The organism is Staphylococcus sp. AtDRG32, assembly GCF_004365845.1.
Lineage (GTDB): Bacteria > Bacillota > Bacilli > Staphylococcales > Staphylococcaceae > Staphylococcus > Staphylococcus hominis.
Genome location: NZ_SODE01000001.1, coordinates 1 through 23,354, shown reverse-complemented (window position 1 = coordinate 23,354; position 23,354 = coordinate 1). Strand labels below are relative to the sequence as shown.

The following is a 23,354-nucleotide window of genomic DNA, read 5'->3' as shown; positions in this document are numbered from 1 at the left end:
CCTCTTTCTATTTCGCATCATACCAAGTAGGACCATAATTAGAGTCTACTTTTAATGGAACATCTAAGTCTAATGCATGCTCCATTATATCTTCAACAAATAAACTAAATTCTTCAACTTCAGACTTAGGCACTTCAAATATTAATTCATCGTGTACTTGTAAAAGTAATTTAGCTTTGTAAGACGTATGTTGAACTTGCTTATCAAATTCCACCATAGCAAGTTTAATAATATCGGCTGCACTTCCTTGAATTGGAGTGTTCATTGCTGTACGTTCCGCAAAACCTCTTAAATTAAAATTACGACTAGTGATGTCAGGAATATAACGTCTACGATGCAATAATGTTTCAACATAGCCATTTGCTTTAGCATCCTTTACAATGTCACTCATATATTGCTTAACTCCAGGGAAACTTGCTAAATAATCATCAATAAATATTTTTGCCTCTTTACGTGTTATATTTAAGCTTTGACTTAAGCCATAATCACTAATACCATAAACGATTCCAAAATTTACAGCTTTGGCTTGTCTACGCATTAAATCAGTGACTTCCTCCGCTTCAACACCAAATACTTTTCGTGCTGTAGCAGTATGAATGTCCTGTCCATGAATGAATGCTTCTTTTAAACTGTCATCTTGTGTAATATGCGCTAAGACACGTAATTCAATTTGAGAATAATCTGCAGATAAAATAACACTGTCTTCAGATGAAGGTTTAAATGCTTTACGTATTTTACGCCCTTCTTCAAGTCGAATAGGTATATTTTGTAAATTAGGATCAACTGAAGATAATCGTCCAGTTTGTGCTAATGTTTGATTAAAACGAGTGTGTATACGCTTATCATTACTAATGACTTTTTGTAAACCTTCCACATAAGTAGATTGTAATTTAGCTAATTGACGATATTCCAAAATATCATTAATGATAGGATGTTCATTCTGTAACTGTTCTAAAACATCGACTGCTGTAGAATAACCAGTTTTTGTTTTTTTAATGACAGGTAGTTTTAATGTTTCAAATAAAACCACACCGAGTTGTTTAGGTGAATTAATGTTAAATTCTTCACCTGCTGCGTCATGAATACGTTGAACTAACAATTCTAACTTCTCTTGTAATTCTTGTTGCATGCGTTGTAAATCATTTACATCTGTATAAATACCAATTTCTTCCATTTTACTTAAAATACGTGCTAGCGGAAGTTCTAAATCTTTTAGTAAATTCATTTGTTGATGTGATTCTAGTTCTTTTTCCATTAACGGTTTAACAGCATCAATAGATTTAGTAATAGATGCAATATGCGTATTTAAAATTTCAGTATCAGGAACATGTCGCTTTTTACCTTTCCCATAAATAGAGACATCTTCTTTAACATACGTTTGATGATAATTTGTTACAACCGAATAGACATCATCAATCGTTCGTGATGGATCAATAATGTAGCTTGCTAACATCGCATCAAAAACGATATTTTGAATGTTGATATTTAATCTGTGTGCTATAACAAATGTTTTCTTTGCATCATAAACTACCTTTTTAGAATTTTCATTTTCTAACCATTTAATAAGTTCTGGATAATCTTTAATATTATCTGTATCAACTACGATATAACGTTCTTTATCATAAAATCCAAACTTTAAAATATCATCTTTTAAATAATTAGAACCATCTATTTCGAAATGAATCACTGCTTCATCAAGATGATTAAAATCAACATATTCAAAAGTAGGCAAAATATCAAAAGAAACTTGTTTTTGTTCTTGCTCAAACTCAGATGCTTTATTATCTATATCTGCTAATAATTGTTTAAATTCTAATTTCTTAAAAAGTTCAATTTTTTCATGATTATCGTTGATATCACTTAATTTAGTATCATTTAAAGTGACTTCTATTGGACTATAGCGATTAATTGTAGCAAGCTCTTTACTCATTAATGCATCTTCATGACTAAGTTCGAGCTTTTCTTTTAATTTTTTACCAGATACTTTATCAATATTCTCATAGACACCTTCTACAGAATCAAATTGATTTAAAAGTTTAATTGCTGTTTTTTCTCCTACTCCAGCTACACCGGGTATATTGTCTGAACTATCTCCCATTAAACCTTTCATATCAATAATTTGTATTGGTTTTAAACCATTATATTTTTCTGCTATAAATTCTGGAGTATAGTGATCAACGTCTGTGACCCCTTTTTTAGTATAATAAATAGTCACATTTTGAGTTGCTAACTGTGTTAAGTCTCTATCTCCAGTTACAATAATAGTTTCAAAATCATTTTGATCTGCTTCTTTACTTAGCGTACCAATAATGTCATCTGCTTCGTAGTTTTCTAATTCATAATGTTTAATATGATAAGCATCTAACAATTGTCGAATATAGGGAAATTGTTCGCTTAATTCGGGTGGTGTTTTTTGACGTCCACCTTTGTATTCACTATATTTAGAATGTCTAAAAGTAGTCTTACCTGCGTCAAAGGCTACTAAGAAATGTGTAGGTTGTTCTTCTCTGATAATTTTTTCGAGTAATTTGGCGAACCCAAGAATCGCATTTGTATGAATCCCTGCTTTATTAGATAAAAGTGGCAATGCGTAAAAAGCTCTAAAACTTAAACTATTGCCATCTATCAATACTAATTTATTCAAATTTTAAACCTCCAGAATGAGTTTAATTATATTTTAGCATAAACCTTTGGTCATAACGACTGAACGATATTTTACGAATTTCAAAAAATAAAGTCCTACAAGTTTAGGTCCTTTTAAAATTCTAAAAACATAAAAAAGTATTTTAAAGTGTGGATGACCTAAAATTGTAGGACAAAATAGTTATTCGATTTTATCTATAAATGAGACTCTAAATAGCGATCCTTTATTCAGTTCACTTTCGACCATAATTGTACCGTGAAGTGCTTCTACAATATGTTTTGTAATCGATAATCCTAAACCTGTTCCACCAGAGTCACGACTTCTTGCTTTATCTACTCTATAAAATCTCTCAAAAATATGCTTTTGATCTTTTTTGTCTATCCCAATGCCATAATCTTGGATTTCTAGATTAACTTTTATATCTTCTCTGTAAACTCTAACAATAACTTTATTATTTTCGTACGAATAGTTAATGGCATTTGAAAGTAAATTTGTGATAACTTGAGACAACTTTCCTTCATGCGCTTCAATAATAACATCATTTTCTATTTCAGATTTAATAGCGATGTTTTTATACTTAGCTTGAGTTTGTAGATTATGGATTGTATTATGTGCTAAATCTGAAAGATTAACATAAGTAGTCTCAATCTCAGTTTGTTGTTCAATATGAGATAAATCTAATAAATCCATGACAAGTGATTCTATACGATTTGATTCTTTTAAAATAATATTTAAAAACACCTCAAGAGATTGTTCATCATTCTTTGCACCTTCAATTAAGGTTTCTGCAAATCCTTTAATTGAAGTAATTGGAGTTTTAAGTTCATGTGAAACATTTGCAACAAACTCACGTCTCAAATTTTCTAATTTTTTTAAATTAGTGATATCATGTAATACTACAACCATACCTTGAAGTTTCTTTTTTGCTTTACTTAAGATGGGAATACAAGAAACATCAAAATATTTTTGATGAACATCATTAATGTATAACTCAATTTGTTCATGCAACGGTTTTTCAGTTTTAAAGCTTTCAATAACAAGATGTTGAATTTCTTTATCTAAATGTACAGTATAATCTTTATTTTCGACTTTACTATCTGGTTTGAATACCTCGTAATAAGCATGGTTTGCAATAACAATTTCACCTTGCTTATCTATCATTAATACCGAGCTAGGAATATTTTCTAATGTTGTTTTAAGACGATTAGATTGTATTTTTTGTTTATTATTTAATTTTTGCAATCGTCTTGCTAAATCATTGGTAGTGACAAATAATGCTTTTGTTTCTTTCACATTACTTTCAGGTACTCTAACATGATAATATCCATCTGCAATTAAAGATGTCGCATAAGTAACTTCGTTGATTGGTCTTATATAGGTGCGATTAATGCTTCTTACAGCTAAATAAATAGCAATTAACACAATGATTCCAATTAATGATAAGTACTTCCACATATTTTTTTGTAAATCTAAAATTTCAGTATTAATACCACTTATGTATATTGTTTTATTACTTACAGTATTTTTAAATGTGTAATCCACTTTATCCTTATTTTTATGATATATAATATTCGAAGGATTAGCTGCATTATCAATAGTATGATTAATTTGATGTTGATTACCAGTTTGATATAACACATGTCCATTTTCAGAAATTTCAACAACCAAGTTTTGATTTTGTGCTATACGCTGAATGTCTGCTTGTTTATTTCGATTATTTAAATTTACGATATTTTCTGATAGATGATTTAATTCTCTAGTTTGAGTATCTGATAATATTTGATAAATCGTATGATGAAGAATTGCACCTAAACCTATAAAACTAATAATTGTTATTGTACATAGTAGAAGTAATAATCTATGATGAAATTTAATCATTAAGCTTTAGGTCTTTCTAATTTATAACCCAATCCACGCACTGTTTTTATCAACTTAGGTTGTTTAGGATTTTCTTCTAATTTATCTCTTAAATGACTAATATGAACATCTACAATTCTTGAATCTCCTGCAAACTCGTAATTCCACACTGAATTTAACATATGTTCTCTAGTAATTACGCGTCCTTGACGTTCAATAAGATAAAGTAGTAACTCAAATTCTTTAGGTGTAAGTTCAAGCAAGGTATCATCTCTATAGACTTCAAAGAATTCAGGACGAATTCTAATATTATCAATTACAATATCTTCATCATCCACGTCATCTTTTACGACTTCATTAGCAATTTGAGAGCGTCTTAAAATAGCTTTTACTCTCGCTACAACTTCTCTTGGAGAGAATGGTTTAGTCATGTAATCATCAGCACCTAATTCTAAGCCTAACACACGATCAAACTCATCATCTTTAGCTGTTAACATTAAAATAGGTACAAGATTTTTATCAGATCGAATCGTTTTACATACTTCTATTCCATCTTTTTTGGGTAACATGACATCTAATACAATCAGTTCAGGTTTAACCTCTTTAACTTTTTTGAGTGCTTCTTCACCATCATACGCTACATCTACAATATAACCTGCTGTTTCTAAGTTATATTTTAGTAACGTTACTATTGATTGCTCGTCATCAACCACTAATACTTTTTGTGACATGATTTGCCTCCCTAAATAGAATTAACAATTTCAATTTTATTATAACTGAAATTTAAATAAAAATAACATACAACATATTGAATTTACATAAACTTAACATTTACTTAATATTTTCTATTTGTGAAGGATATTTTTGTTAATCTTGCTATGATATTTATTAATAATGAACAAAAAAACAGTCTAAGACATCAAAATCCATCTTAGACTGTTTTATCAAAATAAATATTATGTTTATTTTAAGTTTTTAATAAGTTCATCGGCAAATTCTGAAGTTGATACTTCAGTAGCCCCGTCCATTAAACGAGCAAAATCATATGTTACAATTTTAGAAGCAATTGTAGCTTCAATAGCATCAGTAATTTTATCAGCCGCTTCTTGCCATCCTAAATGTTCTAACATTAATACAGAACTTAATAATTCAGATGATGGATTCACTTTATTTAAGTTAGCATACTTTGGTGCTGTACCATGTGTTGCTTCAAAAATAGCATGCCCTGTCTCATAGTTAATATTAGCACCAGGAGCAATACCGATTCCTCCTACTTGTGCAGCAAGTGCATCTGAGATATAGTCGCCATTTAAGTTCATTGTAGCTACTATATCATGTTCTGCTGGACGTGTTAAAATTTGTTGTAAGAAAATATCTGCTATTGAATCTTTAATAATAATTTTACCATCTTTTTCAGCTTTTTGTTGTGCGTCATTTGCAGCATCTTTACCATCTTTTTCAGCAATTTCATCATATTGTTGCCAAGTAAATACTTTATCAGAAAATTCATTATGAGCTAAATCATAACCCCATTGTTTAAATGATCCTTCTGTAAACTTCATAATATTACCTTTGTGAACTAATGTTACTGATTTACGATTATTATCAATTGCATATTGAATAGCAGATCTTACTAAACGTTCAGTCCCTTCTTTAGAAACTGGTTTAATACCAATACCAGAAGTTTCGGGAAAACGAATATTTGTAGCACCCATTTCATTTTGTAAGAAGTCAATAACTTTTTTAACTTCTTCTGTTCCTTCTTTAAATTCAATTCCTGCATAAATATCCTCAGTATTTTCACGGAAGATAACCATATCAACATCTTGAGGACGTTTAACTGGTGAAGGTACACCTTTAAACCAACGTACTGGACGAAGACAAGTAAATAAATCTAGTTCTTGTCTTAATGCTACATTTAAAGAACGAATGCCTCCGCCAATTGGTGTAGTTAATGGTCCTTTAATTGCGATTAAGTATTCTTTGATAGTATCTAAAGTTTCTTGTGGTAACCATTCACCAGTTTCATCGTACGCTTTTTGACCAGCTAATACCTCTTTCCACTCAATACGCTTTTCACCGTTATATGCTTTTTCAACCGCCGCATCAACAACACGACTAGCTGCTTTCCAAATATCAGGACCGATACCATCCCCAATAATAAATGGAATAATTGGTTCATTAGGTACATTTAATAATTCATCATTTGCTCTAGTAATTTTTTCAGCTGCCATTATAAAAGCCTCCATAAATTAAATTTTAAAATATTTTATCTTTCTTCAACTGGTACATATTTACGATTTGTTTCTCCAACATATTTTGCACGCGGACGAATAATTCGATTATCACGATATTGTTCTAAAATATGCGCGGTCCATCCTGCAGTACGACTCACAGCAAAGATAGGTGTAAAAATATCGTGTGGAATTTCCATACTATGATAAACAGTTGCACTAAAGAAGTCTACATTTGGAATTAAGCCTTTTTCATCGTGCATACGCTTTTCAATTGCAAGAGAAATTTCATATAATTCGTTATGTCCGGTTTCAGAAGTTATTTTTCGACTCATTTCTTTTAAGTACTTAGCACGTGGATCTCCCTCTTTATATACTCGATGACCGAATCCCATGATTTTTTCTTTGTTAGCAAGTTTCTTATCTAAATAATTATCTACTTCATCAAGTGATTTAACTTCTGATAACATTTTCATTACTTGTTCATTTGCTCCACCATGTAAAGGCCCTTTTAATGAACCAATTGCTGCTACAATACCTGAATACATATCAGATAGAGATGATACTGCACATCTTGCTGTAAATGCTGAAGCATTGAGTTCATGATCGGCATGTAATATTAAAGCTTTATTAAAAGCTTCAACTTCAGTATCAGATGGCAATTCCCCTTTTAACATATACAAGAAGTTTGCTGCATAGCTTAAATCAGAGTTAGGCTTAACAGGTTCCTTTCCTTCTCGTACGCGTGAAAACGCTGTAACTAATGATGCAATCTTTGCTTGGATACGAATAGCTCGATCTTTTCGACTTTCATCTGTTTCCTCTTCAGCATCTGGATCAAAGTGTGCAATATAAGAAACAGAGGTACGTAATGCAGTCATTGGATGTACATCATCTGTAGCATATTCTTCAAAATGCTTATATACCCTTGGATTTAATGTCATATATTGTTTTAGTTTCTCTTTTAATTCTTCAAGTTCTTCTTGTGTTGGTAATCTATAATTCCATAATAAGAACATGATTTCTTCAAATTGAGCATTTTCAGCTAAATCATCAATATCATATCCTGAATAAGTTAATTGACTATCAATAATTGAACTGATTTTAGTTTCTGCTGCGATAACCCCTTCTAAACCTTTTTGTAATTCTGCCATAAGTAATTCCCCTTTTCTTTTACATAATGTAATGGCTTTCATAAATAGTATATCTAAAATTATAAGTTTTGTGAATCATGATATATGTGGTTTAAATTTTCATTGGTAAATTATTTATATATTAATTTTAATTATAATGATTATAAAAATTGTTATAAAGCTATTTATAAGAATTAAGACAAGGTTGACTTATGTGAAAATAATGAATATTTTAATTATTTATCAATAATGATTATCTTTTATTAACTCAATGTTAATAAAATTTTTAGAAAAAATTTAGAAAAATAATTGTCGAATTTAATATATAAGTGCATAATTAATATTAATTAAATGTAAGGGAGTTGTCTTATGGCAGAAGAAAAATTACAAAGAGGATTAAGTAATCGTCATGTACAATTGATTGCTCTTGGTGGCGCTATCGGAACTGGATTATTCTTAGGTGCAGGTCAAACTATAGCTATGACTGGACCTTCTATTCTATTAACCTATATCATTATTGGATTCATGCTATTTATGTTTATGAGAGGCCTTGGAGAAATCATTATTCAAAATACTCGTTTTAAATCATTTGCTGATGTAACAAACGAGTATATTGGACCATTTGCAGGATTCGTTACTGGATGGACATATTGGTTATGCTGGATTATAACGGGAATGGCAGAAGTAACTGCAGTTGCCAAATATGTTAGTTTCTGGTTTCCAACTATACCAAACTGGATTACTGCTTTATTTTGCGTATTAATATTAATGGTTTTTAACTTATTAAGTGCAAAATTATTTGGAGAATTAGAATTCTGGTTTGCTATTATTAAAATTATAACTATTATAGCTTTAATCGTCATTGGTGCAATAATGATTTTATTTGCTTATAAAACTCAATTTGGACATGCAAGTTTAACTAATCTTTATAAACATGGTATTTTTACCAATGGAACTTCTGGTTTCTTTATGTCATTCCAAATGGCTTTATTCTCATTTGTTGGTATTGAAATGATTGGGGTCACTGCTGGTGAAACTAAAAATCCAGAAAAAACAATACCTAAAGCTATAGATGCAGTACCGATTAGAATTTTAATTTTCTATGTAGGTGCTTTAGCAGTCATTATGTCTATTATTCCTTGGGACAAAGTGGATCCAAATGAGAGCCCATTTGTTAGATTGTTCTCATTAATTGGTATTCCATTTGCAGCTGGATTAATTAACTTTGTAGTTTTAACTGCTGCTGCTTCATCTTGTAATAGTGGTATCTTCTCAAATAGTCGTATGTTATTTGGATTATCTGAACAAAAACAAGCGCCTTCTATATTTAAAAGTACTAACAAGCAAGGTGTACCACATATCGCAATTATTGTATCATCTGCGTTATTATTGGTGACAGCATTATTAAACTATATTTTTCCAAATGCAACGCTAGTATTTACATATGTTACAACAATTTCAACAGTATTATTTATTATCGTGTGGGCTTTAATTATTTGGGCTTATATTAATTATCATAGAAAAAATCCTGAATTACATAAAAAAGCAAAATTCAAACTTCCTGGTGGAAAATATATGGCCTATATTATTTTAGCATTCTTCTTATTTGTGTTTTGTTTACTATTTGTAAATGCAACAACAAGAAACGCTATTTTCTTAACACCTATTTGGTTTATTATTTTAGGTATTATGTATTTAAGATATAAAAAAGTAGCAAAATAACATTAAAATATCAATATGAAAAATGACTGGAACAATTAATAATGTCCCAGTCATTTTTATGTTAATGCAGTCGATGTCTGAATTGAAATACTCTTGTAACAAGCTTTTTCAACACTACTATCCCCAACATAGAGATTTTCTTAATGAAAATCTACGTTCAATGCAAGTTGGGACGACGAATACGGCTCTCTCCCACTTTTTTCTAATATGTTTAAATAACATAAAAAAGAGCGAGAATTTTATCCATTAACATGTAACGTGGTTATTCCCGCTCTTCTAGCTTTCTATTTAAAAATACTTATACAATTGTTTAATTAAAGGACATTTGCATACCCTTCAAAAATTCTACCTTGATTTGCATCAACAGTAACTAATAAGTCATTTTTCAATTCTTTCGTTGCATTTTCAACACCAATAATAGTTGGGATACCTTGTTCAAGCCCAACGATTGCACTTGGTGATGTTATACCGTTTTCTTCAGTAATTAAACCTGCAGCTTTTTCAACATATGGAACATAGCTTTCGTCTATTGAATTAGTCACAATAATTGATTGACTTAGGTCTTTTCCTTCTAAATCACTAGCAGTTTTAGAAATCACTGTTTTACCAGTTGTTGATCCACGACCAACACCTTGACCTTTAGCAATTTCATCACCTACTAAATGTAATTTCATCATATTAGTCGTACCTTTTTCACCAGTTGGAACGCCAGCAGTAATGATAATTAAATCACCATTACCAACTTTTTCAGTAGCAACAGCTGTTGCTACTGCATTATTTAATAAATCATCTGTTGTTTTACGTCCTTTTTTAACAACTGGATATGCACCCCATACTAGTGCTAATTGTCTTGCAGTATGTTCACTAGGTGTTACTGCAATAATATCTGAATGTGGACGATATTTAGAAATTGTAATCGCTGTTGAACCACTTTCAGTTGCAGCTACAATTGCTTTAACATTTAAATTTAGAGCAGTATGTGCTACAGACACACCAATCGCATTTACTAATGATGTTTCTACTAATTTAGTACGATCAGATAATAATTTTTTGTAATCTTGAGCAGCTTCAGCTGAAATTGCAATATTTCTCATTGTTTTAACTGCTTCTTCAGGATATTGTCCTGCAGCTGTTTCACCAGATAACATAACTGCATCTGTACCATCATAGATTGCATTAGCAACGTCACTTGCTTCAGCTCTTGTTGCACGTGGATTACGTTGCATTGAATCAAGCATTTGAGTTGCAGTAATAACAGGTTTTCCTAATTTATTACATTTTCTAATTAAATCTTTTTGAACGATTGGCACAGATTCAGGTGGAATTTCAACACCCATGTCACCACGAGCAACCATTAAACCATCAGATACTTCTAAAATTTCTTCGATATTATCAATACCTTCTTGGTTTTCAATTTTAGGGAAGATAGTAATATTATCATTATTTTCTTGTTCTAAAATTTCGCGAATATCTAATACATCACTAGGACGACGTACAAAGCTTGCTGCAATGTAATCAATATCTTCTTTAATACCAAATTTAATATCTGCAGCATCTTTATCAGTGATACCAGGTAAGTTTACTTTAACACCAGGTAAGTTTACACCTTTTTTATTTTTTAATTCACCAGTGTTTAAGATATCACATTTAACTTCGCCTTTATCTTTATCAATATCTTTAACTTGTAATTCTACTAAACCATCATCTAATAAAATGTATGATCCAATTTGAACATCATTAATTAAATCTTCATATGTGACTGAGAATTTCTCAGGTGTACCTTCAACTTGAGACATACTCACAATAACTTCTTTACCTTTTTCAAGTACAATTAAGCCGTCTTTCATATCATGTGTACGAATTTCAGGTCCTTTAGTATCTAATAAAATACCAATAGTTTTACCTAATTTTTTAGATACTTTACGAATTGAATCAATACGTGCTTTATGTTCTTCATGACTACCATGAGAGAAATTTAAACGCGCAACGTTCATTCCAGCATTCATTAATTTTTCTAACATTTCCTCAGACTCTGAAGCAGGTCCTATAGTACATACAATTTTAGTCTTTCTCATTATAAAAGCCTCCTAAATTAAATAGATAATTCTTTTGCTAAGTCATAAATACGAGTGTTGAATTTATGGCTTTCATTATTGAAAATTTCATCAAATGGTGTTGCTGTAAGTTGGTTATTTTGTATACCTACACCGAATCCTGTTTGACCTTGCATTAACAATTCAACAGCATAACCGCCTAATCTTGAAGCAAGCACTCGATCTACACCAGATGGACTACCACCACGTTGGATGTGACCAAGAACAGATACACGTGCATCAACATTGATATATTTAGTTAATTGTTCTGCACATTCATGGCCACTCATACAACCTTCTGCTACCATAACGATAGAATGTTTTTTTCCACGTTTAATACCACTTTCAATTTTTTCAGCAACATCTTTAATATCTGTGTGCACTTCTGGAACTAAGATTGTTTCAGCACCTACTGACAATCCAGCCCACAGTGCTAAATCACCACAATCACGTCCCATTACTTCTACAACAAAAGTTCTCGCATGACTTGAAGCAGTATCTCTGATTTTATCGACACAGTCAATAATCGTATTTAATGCTGTATCGAAACCAATCGTGAAATCAGTACCATTAATATCATTATCAATTGTTCCAGGGATACCAATTGTTTTTATATCGGTTGTTTCTTCGCTAATACGTTGAGCACCTCTATAACTGCCATCTCCACCGACTACTACAAGTCCTTCAATACCATGCTTGTGTAAGTTCTCAATCCCTTTTTGTCTTACACTCTCATCTTTAAACTGAGGACATCTAGCAGAATATAGAAAAGTTCCTCCTCGTTGAATCGTATCTCCAACACTTCCTAATTCAAGTTTGTGGATATTATCATCAAGTAAACCTTGATAACCCTGATAAACACCAAAAACTTCGATATTATTATAAATTGCTTTTCGTACGACTGCTCTAACAGCAGCATTCATGCCTGGTGAATCTCCACCACTTGTTAATACCGCAATTCTCTTCATAGCGACATACCCTTTCCTAACTATAATAATCTTCATGTATAAATTACCATAATTTTATTATCTATTCCATTAATATTAATAGATTATATATATGTAAACGTTTTAAATTTTTAATTTAATTTATATAAAAAAATGACTAGAAATTTAATTAAAATTTCTAGTCATTCTGTGTTAATTAATAAAAGTACCAATATTTCTAAACTTATTAAATCGATGATTCGCTAAAGCTTGTCCATCTAATTTATTTAATTCATTAAGCTGATGAATAAAAGATTGTTTAATTTGTTTTGCTTGAAAAACGATGTCTTTATGAGCGCCACCTTGTGGTTCAGTAATAACTTCATCTATCACGTTTAATTCCAGTAAATCTTTTGCAGTAATTTTCATCGTTTCAGCAGCCATTTTTGCTAAAGAGCTATCTTTCCAAAGTAATGCTGCCGCCCCTTCTGGAGAAATAACAGAATAAGTACTATTTTCAAGCATTAATAATTTATTAGTTATACCAATACCAAGCGCACCACCACTTCCACCTTCACCGATGACAACACCAATCACAGGTACTTTAAGCGAAGCCATCTCAATTAAATTTTTCGCAATTGATTCACTTTGCCCTCGTTCTTCAGCGGCTTTTCCCGGATATGCACCTTTCGTATCAATAAACGTAAAAATAGGACGCTTAAATTTTTCAGCTTGTTTCATTAAGCGTAAAGCTTTACGGTAACCTTCAGGATGAGCCATTCCAAAATTACGATAAATATTATCTTTAGTATCTTTCCCTCGTTGCTGACCTATGATAGTTACCGGTTGATTGTTGAGATATCCTATTCCACCAATCATCGCAGGATCATCTCTAAAATTACGATCTCCATGTAATTCAATGAATGAGTCGAAGATATATGGAATATAATCAAGTGTTGTAGGTCTTTCTTGAAGTCTTGCAATTTGTACTCGATCCCAAGGTTTTAAATTGGTATATATTTTTTTTCTTTCTCTTTCCAAAGAGGCTTCTAACAAGTCAATTTCATCTTGTAAGTCGACGTCATTTTTTTCTTGAGATTCCTTCAATGAATTAATCTTTTCTTTAATCTCATATAAAGATTTCTCGAAATCAAGCATTCGTCTTCACCTCTTGATGTAGTTTTAAAATTTCAGAAAGTGTTGCTTTCATGTCTTTTCTATGCACAACTTTATCTAATTGACCATGTTCTAATAAAAACTCAGCAGTTTGAAAATCTTCCGGCAATTTTTCGTTAATTGTTTGTTCTATCACTCTACGTCCAGCAAAACCGATTAAAGCTTTAGGTTCGCTTAGGTTAATATCACCCACAGAAGCAAAACTAGCTGATACACCACCAGTAGTAGGATGTGTTAAATATGAAACATATAATAATCCAGCATCAGAATGTCGTTTTAATGATACACTTGTTTTTCCCATTTGCATTAATGAAATAATACCTTCTTGCATTCTGGCACCACCACTTGCAGAAAATAATACAAATGGTAACCGATGTTCAGTACAATAATCAACGATTCTACAGATTTTTTCCCCTACGACTGAACCCATACTTCCCATTCTAAATCGTGAGTCCATGACTGCAATACCATATTTCACGCCATCTAATTCTGCTGTACCAGTTACGATGGCTTCATTTAAACCCGTTTTCTTTTGATCTTTTTCGACTTTTTCTTGATAGCCAGGAAAATCCAAAGGATTAGAAGAAACCATTTCTTTATCGAATTCTTTGAACGAATTTTCATCTGAAATAGCTTCTATTCTTTTGTACGCAGGAAGTGCAATATGATGATCACAATTAAAGCATACATTTAAATTTTCAGTTAGTTCTTTTGTATACATTATTTTTTTACAATTAGGACATTTAGTCATGATGCCTGCTGGTACGTCATTTTGTTTAGAATCCGGTACCGTTAAATATTTCTTTTTTTTACTACTTCTATTAAAAAAATCTTTAAACATGCGTAAACCTCCGCATAACTCACTCAATAATTTCGTTATTTTAAATAGTTACTTTTAAATTCGCTTACTTTATTTTAAATCTATTAACTTCATTGTTTTATCATATACTTATTGGAAATCTACTTCAATACATGCAACACCTAATTCTATAACAGATCGTGTTAAATCTCGTGTCACTGATGGTGCCACTCTTTAATCGAAAGGAGTAGTTTCAATATCTAAGATATCTTTAAAAATACCTAGAAAAGCTAATATCTTATTAACTTGATTTGAAAAATAAGGTCGTCTCGTTCCTACTACTTTAGCACTACTTCTTTCGCATCATCAGGTTTGATTTCTAATTTACCTTGATTCTCTTTATGCATTTGTAATGCATCGTCTCTTAAAGACATTCAATCAACTTCTAATTGATTTATAATTAAATTACTTTTGAAAAGAGGGATTTTTGTAACAATTAAGTTCAATTTTAAAAATCTTTTTATATGCTACATGTTATTAAATCAAGAGATAAAAAAATCAATAAAATTATTAATTCTTCTTTATAACCATCAACTAACTATATCATAATTTTTTTGCATATAAAAGTTATATAATTCTGATGTCACTTGGCTTGAACATCTTTATAAACCTTTCGACTTGTTCCATTTCTTTTTGTAAAAATCCTAAAGATTGAGTTTGTTGTTGCATTTCATTAAATAAAACTACTTCTAAATCGTTATGTGTAGTCTGATCTATTAAAAATGATTTAATATCTTCTAATTGATTGACGTTTCTAATCACTATTTGTTTGGCTTGAGATAATTTGTTATTTTCAAAGTCGTTAATTGTATCCATATTTTGAATGATAATTTGTCTCTTTTGATTTCGTTCTTCAAATTTGCCATGAACGACTAGAATATCATTTTGTTGTTGAATCATTGTCTCATATTGTTTGTACTTATCTGGAAACAAAACACCATCAATAGTGGTTCTACCATCATCTAGAACTAAGAACGCCATATGTTGTCCAGTTTTTGTTCTTATTTGCTTAAATTGATTAACCTGAACAAGTATAGGTTGATAATCTAAACTATTCTTAATCGTAAAAATACCTAAATATTGTTTGATATAAAATAGTTTTTCAACTGGATGGTTAGAAATATAAAATCCTAAGTATTCTTTTTCATAAGCACTAATGATTTGATCACTGAATTCTTCTTTATCTTCATAGGATTGCTTTGGTGTTAACATATTAAATAAAAATTCATCTTGTTCAACATTCGAAACTTGATCGATAACTTCGTCAATTGTAGATAATAGTGTTGATCTAGTTTTACCAAATGAATCAAATGCGCCCACACATATTAATGCTTCTAACAATTTTCTAGTTTTAATTCTTTTAGGAATTCTTCTGGTGAAATCAAAAAAGTCTTTATACAATCCATTTTCAATTCGTTCGTCTACTATAGATTTGACGCTTTGATATCCGACACCTTTTATTGCGCCCAACGATAAATAAATATTTTTTTCTGTCGCTTTGTAAAACCAATGACTTTTATTAATATCTGGAGGTAAAATATTTAAACTTTGAGTTTTAGCTTCTTCTATTATTATTGCCGTTTTTGTTTCATTACCTATAACATTACTAAGAATATTCGCGTAGAAATAATTAGGATAATGCACTTTTAAATAAGCCATGATATATGCAATTTTAGAATAACTCACCGCATGAGCTCTAGGAAAACCATAATCCGCAAATTTTAATATTAGTTCGAAAATACGTTCACTAATTGATGCATCATAATTATTACTTACAGCCCCTTCAATAAAGTGTTGACGTTCACTTTCTAGGATAGCTCTATTTTTTTTACTCATTGCACGTCTTAATATATCTGCTTGACCATAACTAAAATTAGCGAATTGACTAGCAATTTGCATGATTTGTTCTTGATAAATAATGACGCCATATGTCTTCTTTAAAATAGGCTCCAAATCAGGATGTAAGTATTTAATGTCACTTTGACGATGTCTTCTTGATATGTATGTAGGTATTTCTTGCATTGGACCGGGTCTATACAATGATGTTACAGCAACAATATCTTCAAAGTGTTCAGGCTGTAATTCCATCAATACTTTTCTAACACCTTCTGATTCTAATTGAAATATACCTGTAGTGTTTCCTAGAGACAATAATTTAAATACTTTTTGATCATTAAAAGGGAGTCGTTCTATATCGATATCAATATTTAAATCTTTTTTTACTTGAGTGATAATTTGATGAATAATTGATAAATTTCTAAGACCAAGAAAATCAATTTTTAATAAACCTAATCGTTCTGCTTCAGTCATTGTCCATTGAGTCAATATACCTGTATCCCCCATTGTTAAAGGAGCAAAATGATACAATGGTTTATCATTAATAATTATTCCTGCAGCATGGGTAGATGTATGACGTGGTAAGCCCTCTAGTTTTTTACTAATTTCAAACCATTTTTCATGACGATAACTTTTATGAACAAATGCTTTAAATTTTTCATTTTGATAGGCTTCTTCTAGTGTAATACCTAATTGATGTGGGATTAAATTCGATATTTCATTTAACGTTTTTTCGTCAAAACCAATAATACGGCCTACATCTCTCGCTACAGCCCTTGCTAATAAGTGACCAAAAGTGACGATGCCCGATACGTGATATTGACCATACTTTTCTTGTACGTACTGAATCACTTTTTCTCTTCTCGTATCCTCAAAATCAATATCAATATCTGGCATAGTGACACGTTCTGGATTTAAAAAGCGCTCGAATAATAAATCAAATTTAATTGGATCAATAGTCGTGATACCTAATAAGTAACTAACTAAAGATCCTGCAGATGAACCACGTCCAGGTCCAACCATCACATCATGCGTTTTAGCAAAATGTATTAAGTCGCTCACTATCAAAAAATAATCTTCGAATCCCATATTCGTTATTATTGAATATTCATGATGTAATCGGTCAATATATCGCTGATCTTTATCTAATTTAAATTCTTTAAGATTATATTTTAACTTTTCTAAAAGATAGGATTTAGCACTTTGTTGATTGGGCGTTTTAAAGTTAGGCAATAGATTTTGATGGTATTGAATTTCTGCGTTACACTCATCAGCTAAAGCCTTTGTATTAGCTATTATTTTTTCAGACAACTGAAGTTCTTTAATATTTTCACTAGTTGGAAAATATTCATGAGCATCCTTGATATCATTTACTAAATCCAATTTTGTATTGTTTTTTATTGCTTTTAATGCAAGTATTGTATCTGCATCTTCAGGATTTAAATATCTTGCATTATTAAGAAAGACAATTTTATCGTCTGAAAAATCTAATTGACTTGTATGATTTATAAATACTGACTCATTATTCTTTAGTGTTTGAATTAACGATTGATGAGACGCATTAGCATCTTTAAAAACAATAGCAAGATGGTAACTATATTTTTGTAGCCATTTTAGGGGTATCGTAGTCTTTTGTTTCATATTAATTGCAGAAGAAAGTTGATACAGAGCATGGAGACCTTCATTATTCTTTGCGAATAATATGGTTTCAATTGTGCTAATTTCATCAGAAACCATTACAGTCATTCCAAATATTGGCTTAATTCCCTCATTAACACATGCGTCATAAAACTTAGGGAAGCCATATAATACGTTCGTATCCGTAATTGCAAGTGCTTGATATCCATTTGCTTTTGCCTTTGATACGACATCGTTAATTTTTAAACTTGAATATAATAAATCATATGTTGAATGAATATTCAAATGTACAAACATGTATGACTTCCTTTCGTAATTTATAGTTTTTGGCGCAAGGCTTCACCTAAAATCTCAAATTGTTCCCAATTTTCAACAGAGACTCCAGATGCATTTGGATGTCCTCCACCGCCAAATTGATTAGCTATATCATTGATAGTAATTCCTTTAGAACGTAATCGACATCTAATTTGATCACCTTCATCAACACCAAACATCCATATTTTTAGACCTTTGATATCCGCTACAGTGTTAACAAACTGAGATGCTTCGTTAGGTGCAATTTGAAATCTGTTTAGGACATCTTTAGTAATCTTTATTTGACAATATTGATGATTTTCACTTAATTGGAAATTTTGCAAAATATATCCTTGAAATGGCATAAGTTTTGGATCTTTCTCACCCAATTGATTTAATACATCATTATGATTAAATGGAAATTCTAGCAAACGACTAGCAACATTCATAGTATGTGGTGTGGTATTACTAAATAAAAAACGACCTGTGTCTCCGACAATTCCTAAATATAGAACACGTGCAACAGATTCATCGATAATATTAATATCATTAAAATGTGTAATAAAATCAAAAATAATTTCACTGGTTGAACTTGCATTGGTATCGACATAATTTATTCTGCCATATTGATCAGTAGCAGGATGGTGATCAATTTTAATTAAATCTTTGCCTTGATTAAATCTCTGATCATCAATACGAGGTGCATTTGCTGTGTCACAAACAATCACTAGAGCGTTTTGATATATATCATCTCTAACTCTGTCTAAGTCTCCTATAAATGCTAAAGAAGATTCTGGTTGTCCAACTGCATAAATAGACTTTTCTGGAAATTTACGTTGCAAATAATATTTTAAGCCTAACTGTGAACCATATGCATCTGGATCAGGTCGAACGTGTCTATGAATAATAACAGTTTCATATTTATCAATTTCATTCATTATTTTATTAAAAATTTCTACCATTTCTTTTCTCCTTTAATTTCAAAAACTATTTTAAATATCTTCAAACATTTGACATATGATCATTGCATTTGCAACTTTCTCATTTTTGCAAGTCATAGTGACCTCTAATTTAGCAAAATTTCTTCCTACATCTAACATGTTATACTTTACATCAAGCGTACTTTCAATTGCGACATTTTTAATATAAATAATATTCAAGCTTTCAATCATAACATCTACTTTTTTATACTTACGCAATTCATGTTTAATTGTTTCTTCAATAATTGCGACACATATTGCTTTACTCAACGTACCATATTGGTTGGTTAAAACTGGTGAAATTTTAACAGACGTCTCATTATGATTTATTGAGATGTGTTTGGCAATTTGATCGATAATGGTTTCTCCAATTTGAGGTTGTCTTCCAATTAATTGCATTGCTTTTAACACATCATTTCGTGTAATAACACCTATTGCTTTTTTATTTCTTGTTGTGACAGGTAAAATTTCAATTCCTTCCCAAATCATTATATGAGCACAACTCGCTACTGTAGTTGTTAATTCAACATTGATAGGTCGTCTTGTCATGACTTTATTAATCCTATCATCTTCGTTCATGTGAATAACTTCTTTACTCGTTACAATTCCCACAAGTTTCCAATCTTTATTTACTACTGGAAAACGAGAATGTCCTGTGACTTTTGCACGAGAAATATAGTCGTCTAAACCCATTTCATCGAACACTACCGTCATATCATTGATAGGTTTTACGATATCTTCAACAATAAGTATTTCTTTTCTTATCATTTGATTATACATGGCTCTATTAATGATATTAGCTACTAAAAATGTATCATAATTTGAAGAAATAATAGGTAGTTCTTGTTTATTTGCATAATCAATAATATTTTGAGCTGTACTAAATCCACCGGTAATAAGTATACCGCTTCCTCTTTTTAATGCTTCCATCTGAACTTTAGGACGGTTACCTACAATTAATAACGTTTGATTTCCAATATACTTTACTACATCTTTTAGTTCCATAGCTCCTATTGCAAATTTACTAACAGTTTTATTTAAACCACTTTTGCCACTTATGATGTCACCTTCAATAATATTCACAATTTCTTGAAAAGTAAGATGTTCAATTTGTTCACGACTCTTTTTATCTATCCGAACCGTACCTACTCTATCGATGGTAGTTACAAAGCCAAGTTGACTAGCATCTTTAATTGCTCTATAAGCAGTCCCTTCAGAAACATTCATTACTTTGGCTATTTTTCTAACTGAAATTTTTTGTCCTATATTTAATGATTCTATATAGGATACAATTTGTTCATGTTTAGTCATTTTCAACCCTCTTCATTTTTAGACAATGTCTAATATATTATAACTTTTTTATTTATAAAAATCGATTTGAATGTGACAAAAGTATCAAAAACTGATATATCGGTATCATTTTGTTTTTAATGTATATAAATGAAGTTAATTTAAATAATAAAAATATAAATTTGATGGAAATATTAAATCACTAATTATATAATTAAATATAAGGAGGGATGACCTATGTATAAAAACATATTACTAGGTGTAGATACTCAATTAAAAAATGACAAAGCATTGAAAGAAATTTCAAAATTAGCTGGCCCAGATACCGTTGTTACAATCATGAATGCGATTGGTGAACAAGACATCCAAGCCTCTATTAAAGGAGGTACTCACATCGAACAATTGACACATCGTCGTGATCAAGGTCTTGAACACACACGTCATACTTTAGATGATTATGGTATTAATTATGATCAAATTATCGTTCGTGGAAATCCAAAAGAGGAATTAGTGAAACATGCAAATAGTGGTAAATATGACATTGTCGTATTAAGTAACCGTAAAGCTGAACAACAAAAGAAATTTGTTTTAGGTAGTGTTAGTCATAAAGTTGCTAAACGTGCTACTATCCCTGTTTTAATAGTTAAATAATTTTAATCTTATAAAAAAAGACGGTAAATGCTATATTTGCCGTCTTTTCTATATATCATTAAAATGTCACTTCATCACCAGGTTGTAAAATTTGTACTTCTCCTTGAGATACTGCTTCTTTAAATTTCTCTGGATCTTGTTCAATTAATGGGAATGTATTGTAATGAATAGGCACTGAAATTTTAGGTTTAATGAATTCATTTATTGCATAACTTGCATCTTCAATACCCATAGTAAAATTATCACCAATAGGAATAAAACATACATCTACCGGATGACGTTCAGCAATTAATTTCATATCGCTAAATAAACCAGTATCTCCTGCATGGTAAATCGTTTTACCTTCTGCTTCAATGATAACACCCATTGGCATACCCAAATAAATAGGTATTCCATCTTCATTAGTATAACTTGAACTGTGGAAGGCTTGAACAAATTTTACTGTACCGAAATCAAATTTGTATTTACCTCCAATATTCATACCATGTGCGTGTTCAATTCCATGATACGTTGTTAAATAGCCTTGGACTTCTGCAGAACCAATCACTGTAGCATGATTACGATTAGCTAATTCAACTACATCACCAAAATGATCACCATGTCCATGCGTTAAAATAATATAATCCACATCTAATGTCTGCTCATCTAAATCACTTTTATCATTACCAGAAATAAATGGATCAACAATTACTTTTTTACCATTACTTTCAAAATAAATCGTTGACTGTCCATGAAATGAAAGTTTCATATATAGAACCTCCTATATTTTAATATTATTATTATACCCTGATAATTATATTTATAACTTGAAACACTTTGAATTCATTTCTATTTAGACGTAAAATTAAATTGATTAAACTATAGGAGGATACGTATTATGATTAAAACAGATGAAATTATTGCAACATTAAAAGAAAAAAATGCTGATGCAGCATGGATTACTACTCCACTTAATATATTCTACTTTACAGGTTATAGAAGTGAACCTCATGAAAGATTGTTTGCGTTACTTATAACTTCAAATGGTGAATGCACATTATATTGTCCTAAAATGGAAGTTGAAGAAGTTAAGCATTCACCTTTTAATGGAAATATTGTTGGCTATTTAGATACTGAGAGTCCTTTCGATTTAGCACCCCATACATTTAATACTTTATTAATTGAAAGTGAACACCTCACTGTTAAACGTCAAAGAGAACTTACGAATAACTTTAACGTTAAAGCGTATGAAGATATCGATTTAACTATTAAAAAGCTAAGAAATATTAAAGATGAAAATGAAGTTAAAAATATAAAAAAAGCAGCTGAACTTGCAGATAAATGTATAGATATTGGTGTTTCATTTTTATCTGAAGGCGTAACTGAAAGAGAAGTTGTAAATCATATTGAAAATGAAATTAAAAAATATGGTGTCAGTGAAATGAGTTTCGATACAATGGTACTATTTGGTGACCATGCTGCATCTCCACATGGTACACCTGGAGATCGAACATTAGTTAAGAATGAATATGTACTATTTGATTTAGGTGTAGTCTATAATCATTATTGTAGTGACATGACAAGAACTGTAAAATTTGGTGAACCAAGTAAAGAAGCAAGAACAATTTATGATATTGTATTAAAAGCTGAACAAAGTGCTATTGAAGCAATTAAACCAGGTATCCCTTTACAAAATATTGATAAAATTGCTAGAGACATTATTTCAGAAGCGGGTTACGGTGATTTCTTCCCTCATCGATTGGGACATGGACTCGGCTTAGAAGAACATGAATATCAAGATGTATCAAGTACAAATACAAATTTACTTGAAGCAGGTATGGTGATTACAATTGAACCTGGCATTTATGTGCCTAATGTCGCTGGCGTCCGAATTGAAGATGATATTTTAGTCACTGATACTGGGTTTGAAGTACTTACACATTATAAAGTCAAGTCCAGACTCCTGTGTAAAATGCTATACAATGTTTTTACCATTTCTACTTATCAAAATTGATGTATTTTCTTGAAGAATAAATCCATTC

General features: G+C 30.8%; 15 protein-coding genes and 2 pseudogenes. 3 read left to right on the top strand and 14 right to left on the bottom strand.

The window, feature by feature from the left end:
* Positions 1 to 7 precede the first annotated feature (7 nt).
* The 5 genes from polA to BDW25_RS00060 form a co-directional block, all read right to left on the bottom strand.
* The gene (gene polA, locus BDW25_RS00080) at positions 8 to 2,644 is read right to left on the bottom strand and encodes a DNA polymerase I (protein WP_133944619.1); all 2,637 of its coding nucleotides are present in this window, start codon (positions 2,642 to 2,644) and stop codon (positions 8 to 10) included.
* A gap of 180 nt (positions 2,645 to 2,824) precedes the next feature.
* Positions 2,825 to 4,522, bottom strand: a complete 1,698-nt coding sequence (pnpS, locus tag BDW25_RS00075) for a two-component system histidine kinase PnpS (RefSeq protein ID WP_049437865.1) — start codon at positions 4,520 to 4,522, stop codon at positions 2,825 to 2,827.
* The gene (locus BDW25_RS00070; RefSeq protein ID WP_002448933.1) at positions 4,522 to 5,232 is read right to left on the bottom strand and encodes a response regulator transcription factor; all 711 of its coding nucleotides are present in this window, start codon (positions 5,230 to 5,232) and stop codon (positions 4,522 to 4,524) included. The genes pnpS and BDW25_RS00070 overlap by 1 nt, the downstream gene beginning before the upstream one ends.
* 231 nt (positions 5,233 to 5,463) lie before the next feature.
* Positions 5,464 to 6,735, bottom strand: a complete 1,272-nt coding sequence (icd, locus tag BDW25_RS00065) for an NADP-dependent isocitrate dehydrogenase (RefSeq protein ID WP_049437867.1) — start codon at positions 6,733 to 6,735, stop codon at positions 5,464 to 5,466.
* 35 nt (positions 6,736 to 6,770) lie between these two features.
* Positions 6,771 to 7,889, bottom strand: a complete 1,119-nt coding sequence (locus BDW25_RS00060; protein WP_049418483.1) for a citrate synthase — start codon at positions 7,887 to 7,889, stop codon at positions 6,771 to 6,773.
* 348 nt (positions 7,890 to 8,237) lie between these two features.
* Here BDW25_RS00060 and BDW25_RS00055 point away from each other — a divergent pair, with 348 nt between their 5' ends.
* A complete protein-coding gene (locus BDW25_RS00055; protein ID WP_002449012.1) occupies positions 8,238 to 9,590 on the top strand; it encodes an amino acid permease in 1,353 nt (450 codons plus the stop codon).
* Positions 9,591 to 9,904: 314 nt separating this feature from the next.
* On the opposite strand, the gene pyk is transcribed toward BDW25_RS00055, so the two are convergent.
* From pyk to BDW25_RS00020, 8 genes and pseudogenes are all read right to left on the bottom strand, one after another.
* Complete coding sequence (pyk, locus tag BDW25_RS00050; protein WP_002448942.1) at positions 9,905 to 11,665, bottom strand: pyruvate kinase; 1,761 nt, start codon at positions 11,663 to 11,665, stop codon at positions 9,905 to 9,907.
* A gap of 17 nt (positions 11,666 to 11,682) precedes the next feature.
* Entirely contained in the window at positions 11,683 to 12,651 is a 969-nt protein-coding gene (pfkA, locus tag BDW25_RS00045) for a 6-phosphofructokinase (protein WP_002448931.1), read from the bottom strand.
* Positions 12,652 to 12,822: 171 nt separating this feature from the next.
* Positions 12,823 to 13,767, bottom strand: a complete 945-nt coding sequence (locus tag BDW25_RS00040) for an acetyl-CoA carboxylase carboxyltransferase subunit alpha (RefSeq protein WP_002448930.1) — start codon at positions 13,765 to 13,767, stop codon at positions 12,823 to 12,825.
* Complete coding sequence (gene accD / locus BDW25_RS00035) at positions 13,760 to 14,626, bottom strand: acetyl-CoA carboxylase, carboxyltransferase subunit beta (RefSeq protein ID WP_002448997.1); 867 nt, start codon at positions 14,624 to 14,626, stop codon at positions 13,760 to 13,762. Before accD ends, BDW25_RS00040 begins: the two co-directional genes overlap by 8 nt.
* A gap of 108 nt (positions 14,627 to 14,734) precedes the next feature.
* A pseudogene (locus BDW25_RS10970) lies at positions 14,735 to 14,964 on the bottom strand (NAD-dependent malic enzyme); the annotation flags it as partial.
* A gap of 247 nt (positions 14,965 to 15,211) precedes the next feature.
* Complete coding sequence (locus BDW25_RS00030) at positions 15,212 to 18,415, bottom strand: DNA polymerase III subunit alpha (RefSeq protein WP_002487990.1); 3,204 nt, start codon at positions 18,413 to 18,415, stop codon at positions 15,212 to 15,214.
* 20 nt (positions 18,416 to 18,435) lie between these two features.
* A complete protein-coding gene (locus BDW25_RS00025) occupies positions 18,436 to 19,374 on the bottom strand; it encodes a DHH family phosphoesterase (RefSeq protein ID WP_002448960.1) in 939 nt (312 codons plus the stop codon).
* A gap of 30 nt (positions 19,375 to 19,404) precedes the next feature.
* The gene (locus tag BDW25_RS00020; protein ID WP_133944617.1) at positions 19,405 to 20,703 is read right to left on the bottom strand and encodes a DRTGG domain-containing protein; all 1,299 of its coding nucleotides are present in this window, start codon (positions 20,701 to 20,703) and stop codon (positions 19,405 to 19,407) included.
* 216 nt (positions 20,704 to 20,919) lie between these two features.
* Here BDW25_RS00020 and BDW25_RS00015 point away from each other — a divergent pair, with 216 nt between their 5' ends.
* On the top strand, positions 20,920 to 21,333 hold the full coding sequence (locus BDW25_RS00015; RefSeq protein ID WP_002448952.1) for a universal stress protein: 414 nt from the start codon (positions 20,920 to 20,922) through the stop codon (positions 21,331 to 21,333).
* 58 nt (positions 21,334 to 21,391) lie between these two features.
* On the opposite strand, the gene BDW25_RS00010 is transcribed toward BDW25_RS00015, so the two are convergent.
* Positions 21,392 to 22,081 (bottom strand): metal-dependent hydrolase, encoded by a 690-nt coding sequence (locus BDW25_RS00010; protein WP_002448970.1) that lies wholly within the window; start codon positions 22,079 to 22,081, stop codon positions 21,392 to 21,394.
* 129 nt (positions 22,082 to 22,210) lie between these two features.
* On the opposite strand from BDW25_RS00010, the pseudogene BDW25_RS00005 reads away from it, so the two are divergent.
* Positions 22,211 to 23,260: pseudogene (locus BDW25_RS00005) on the top strand (M24 family metallopeptidase); the annotation flags it as partial.
* Positions 23,261 to 23,354 lie beyond the last annotated feature (94 nt).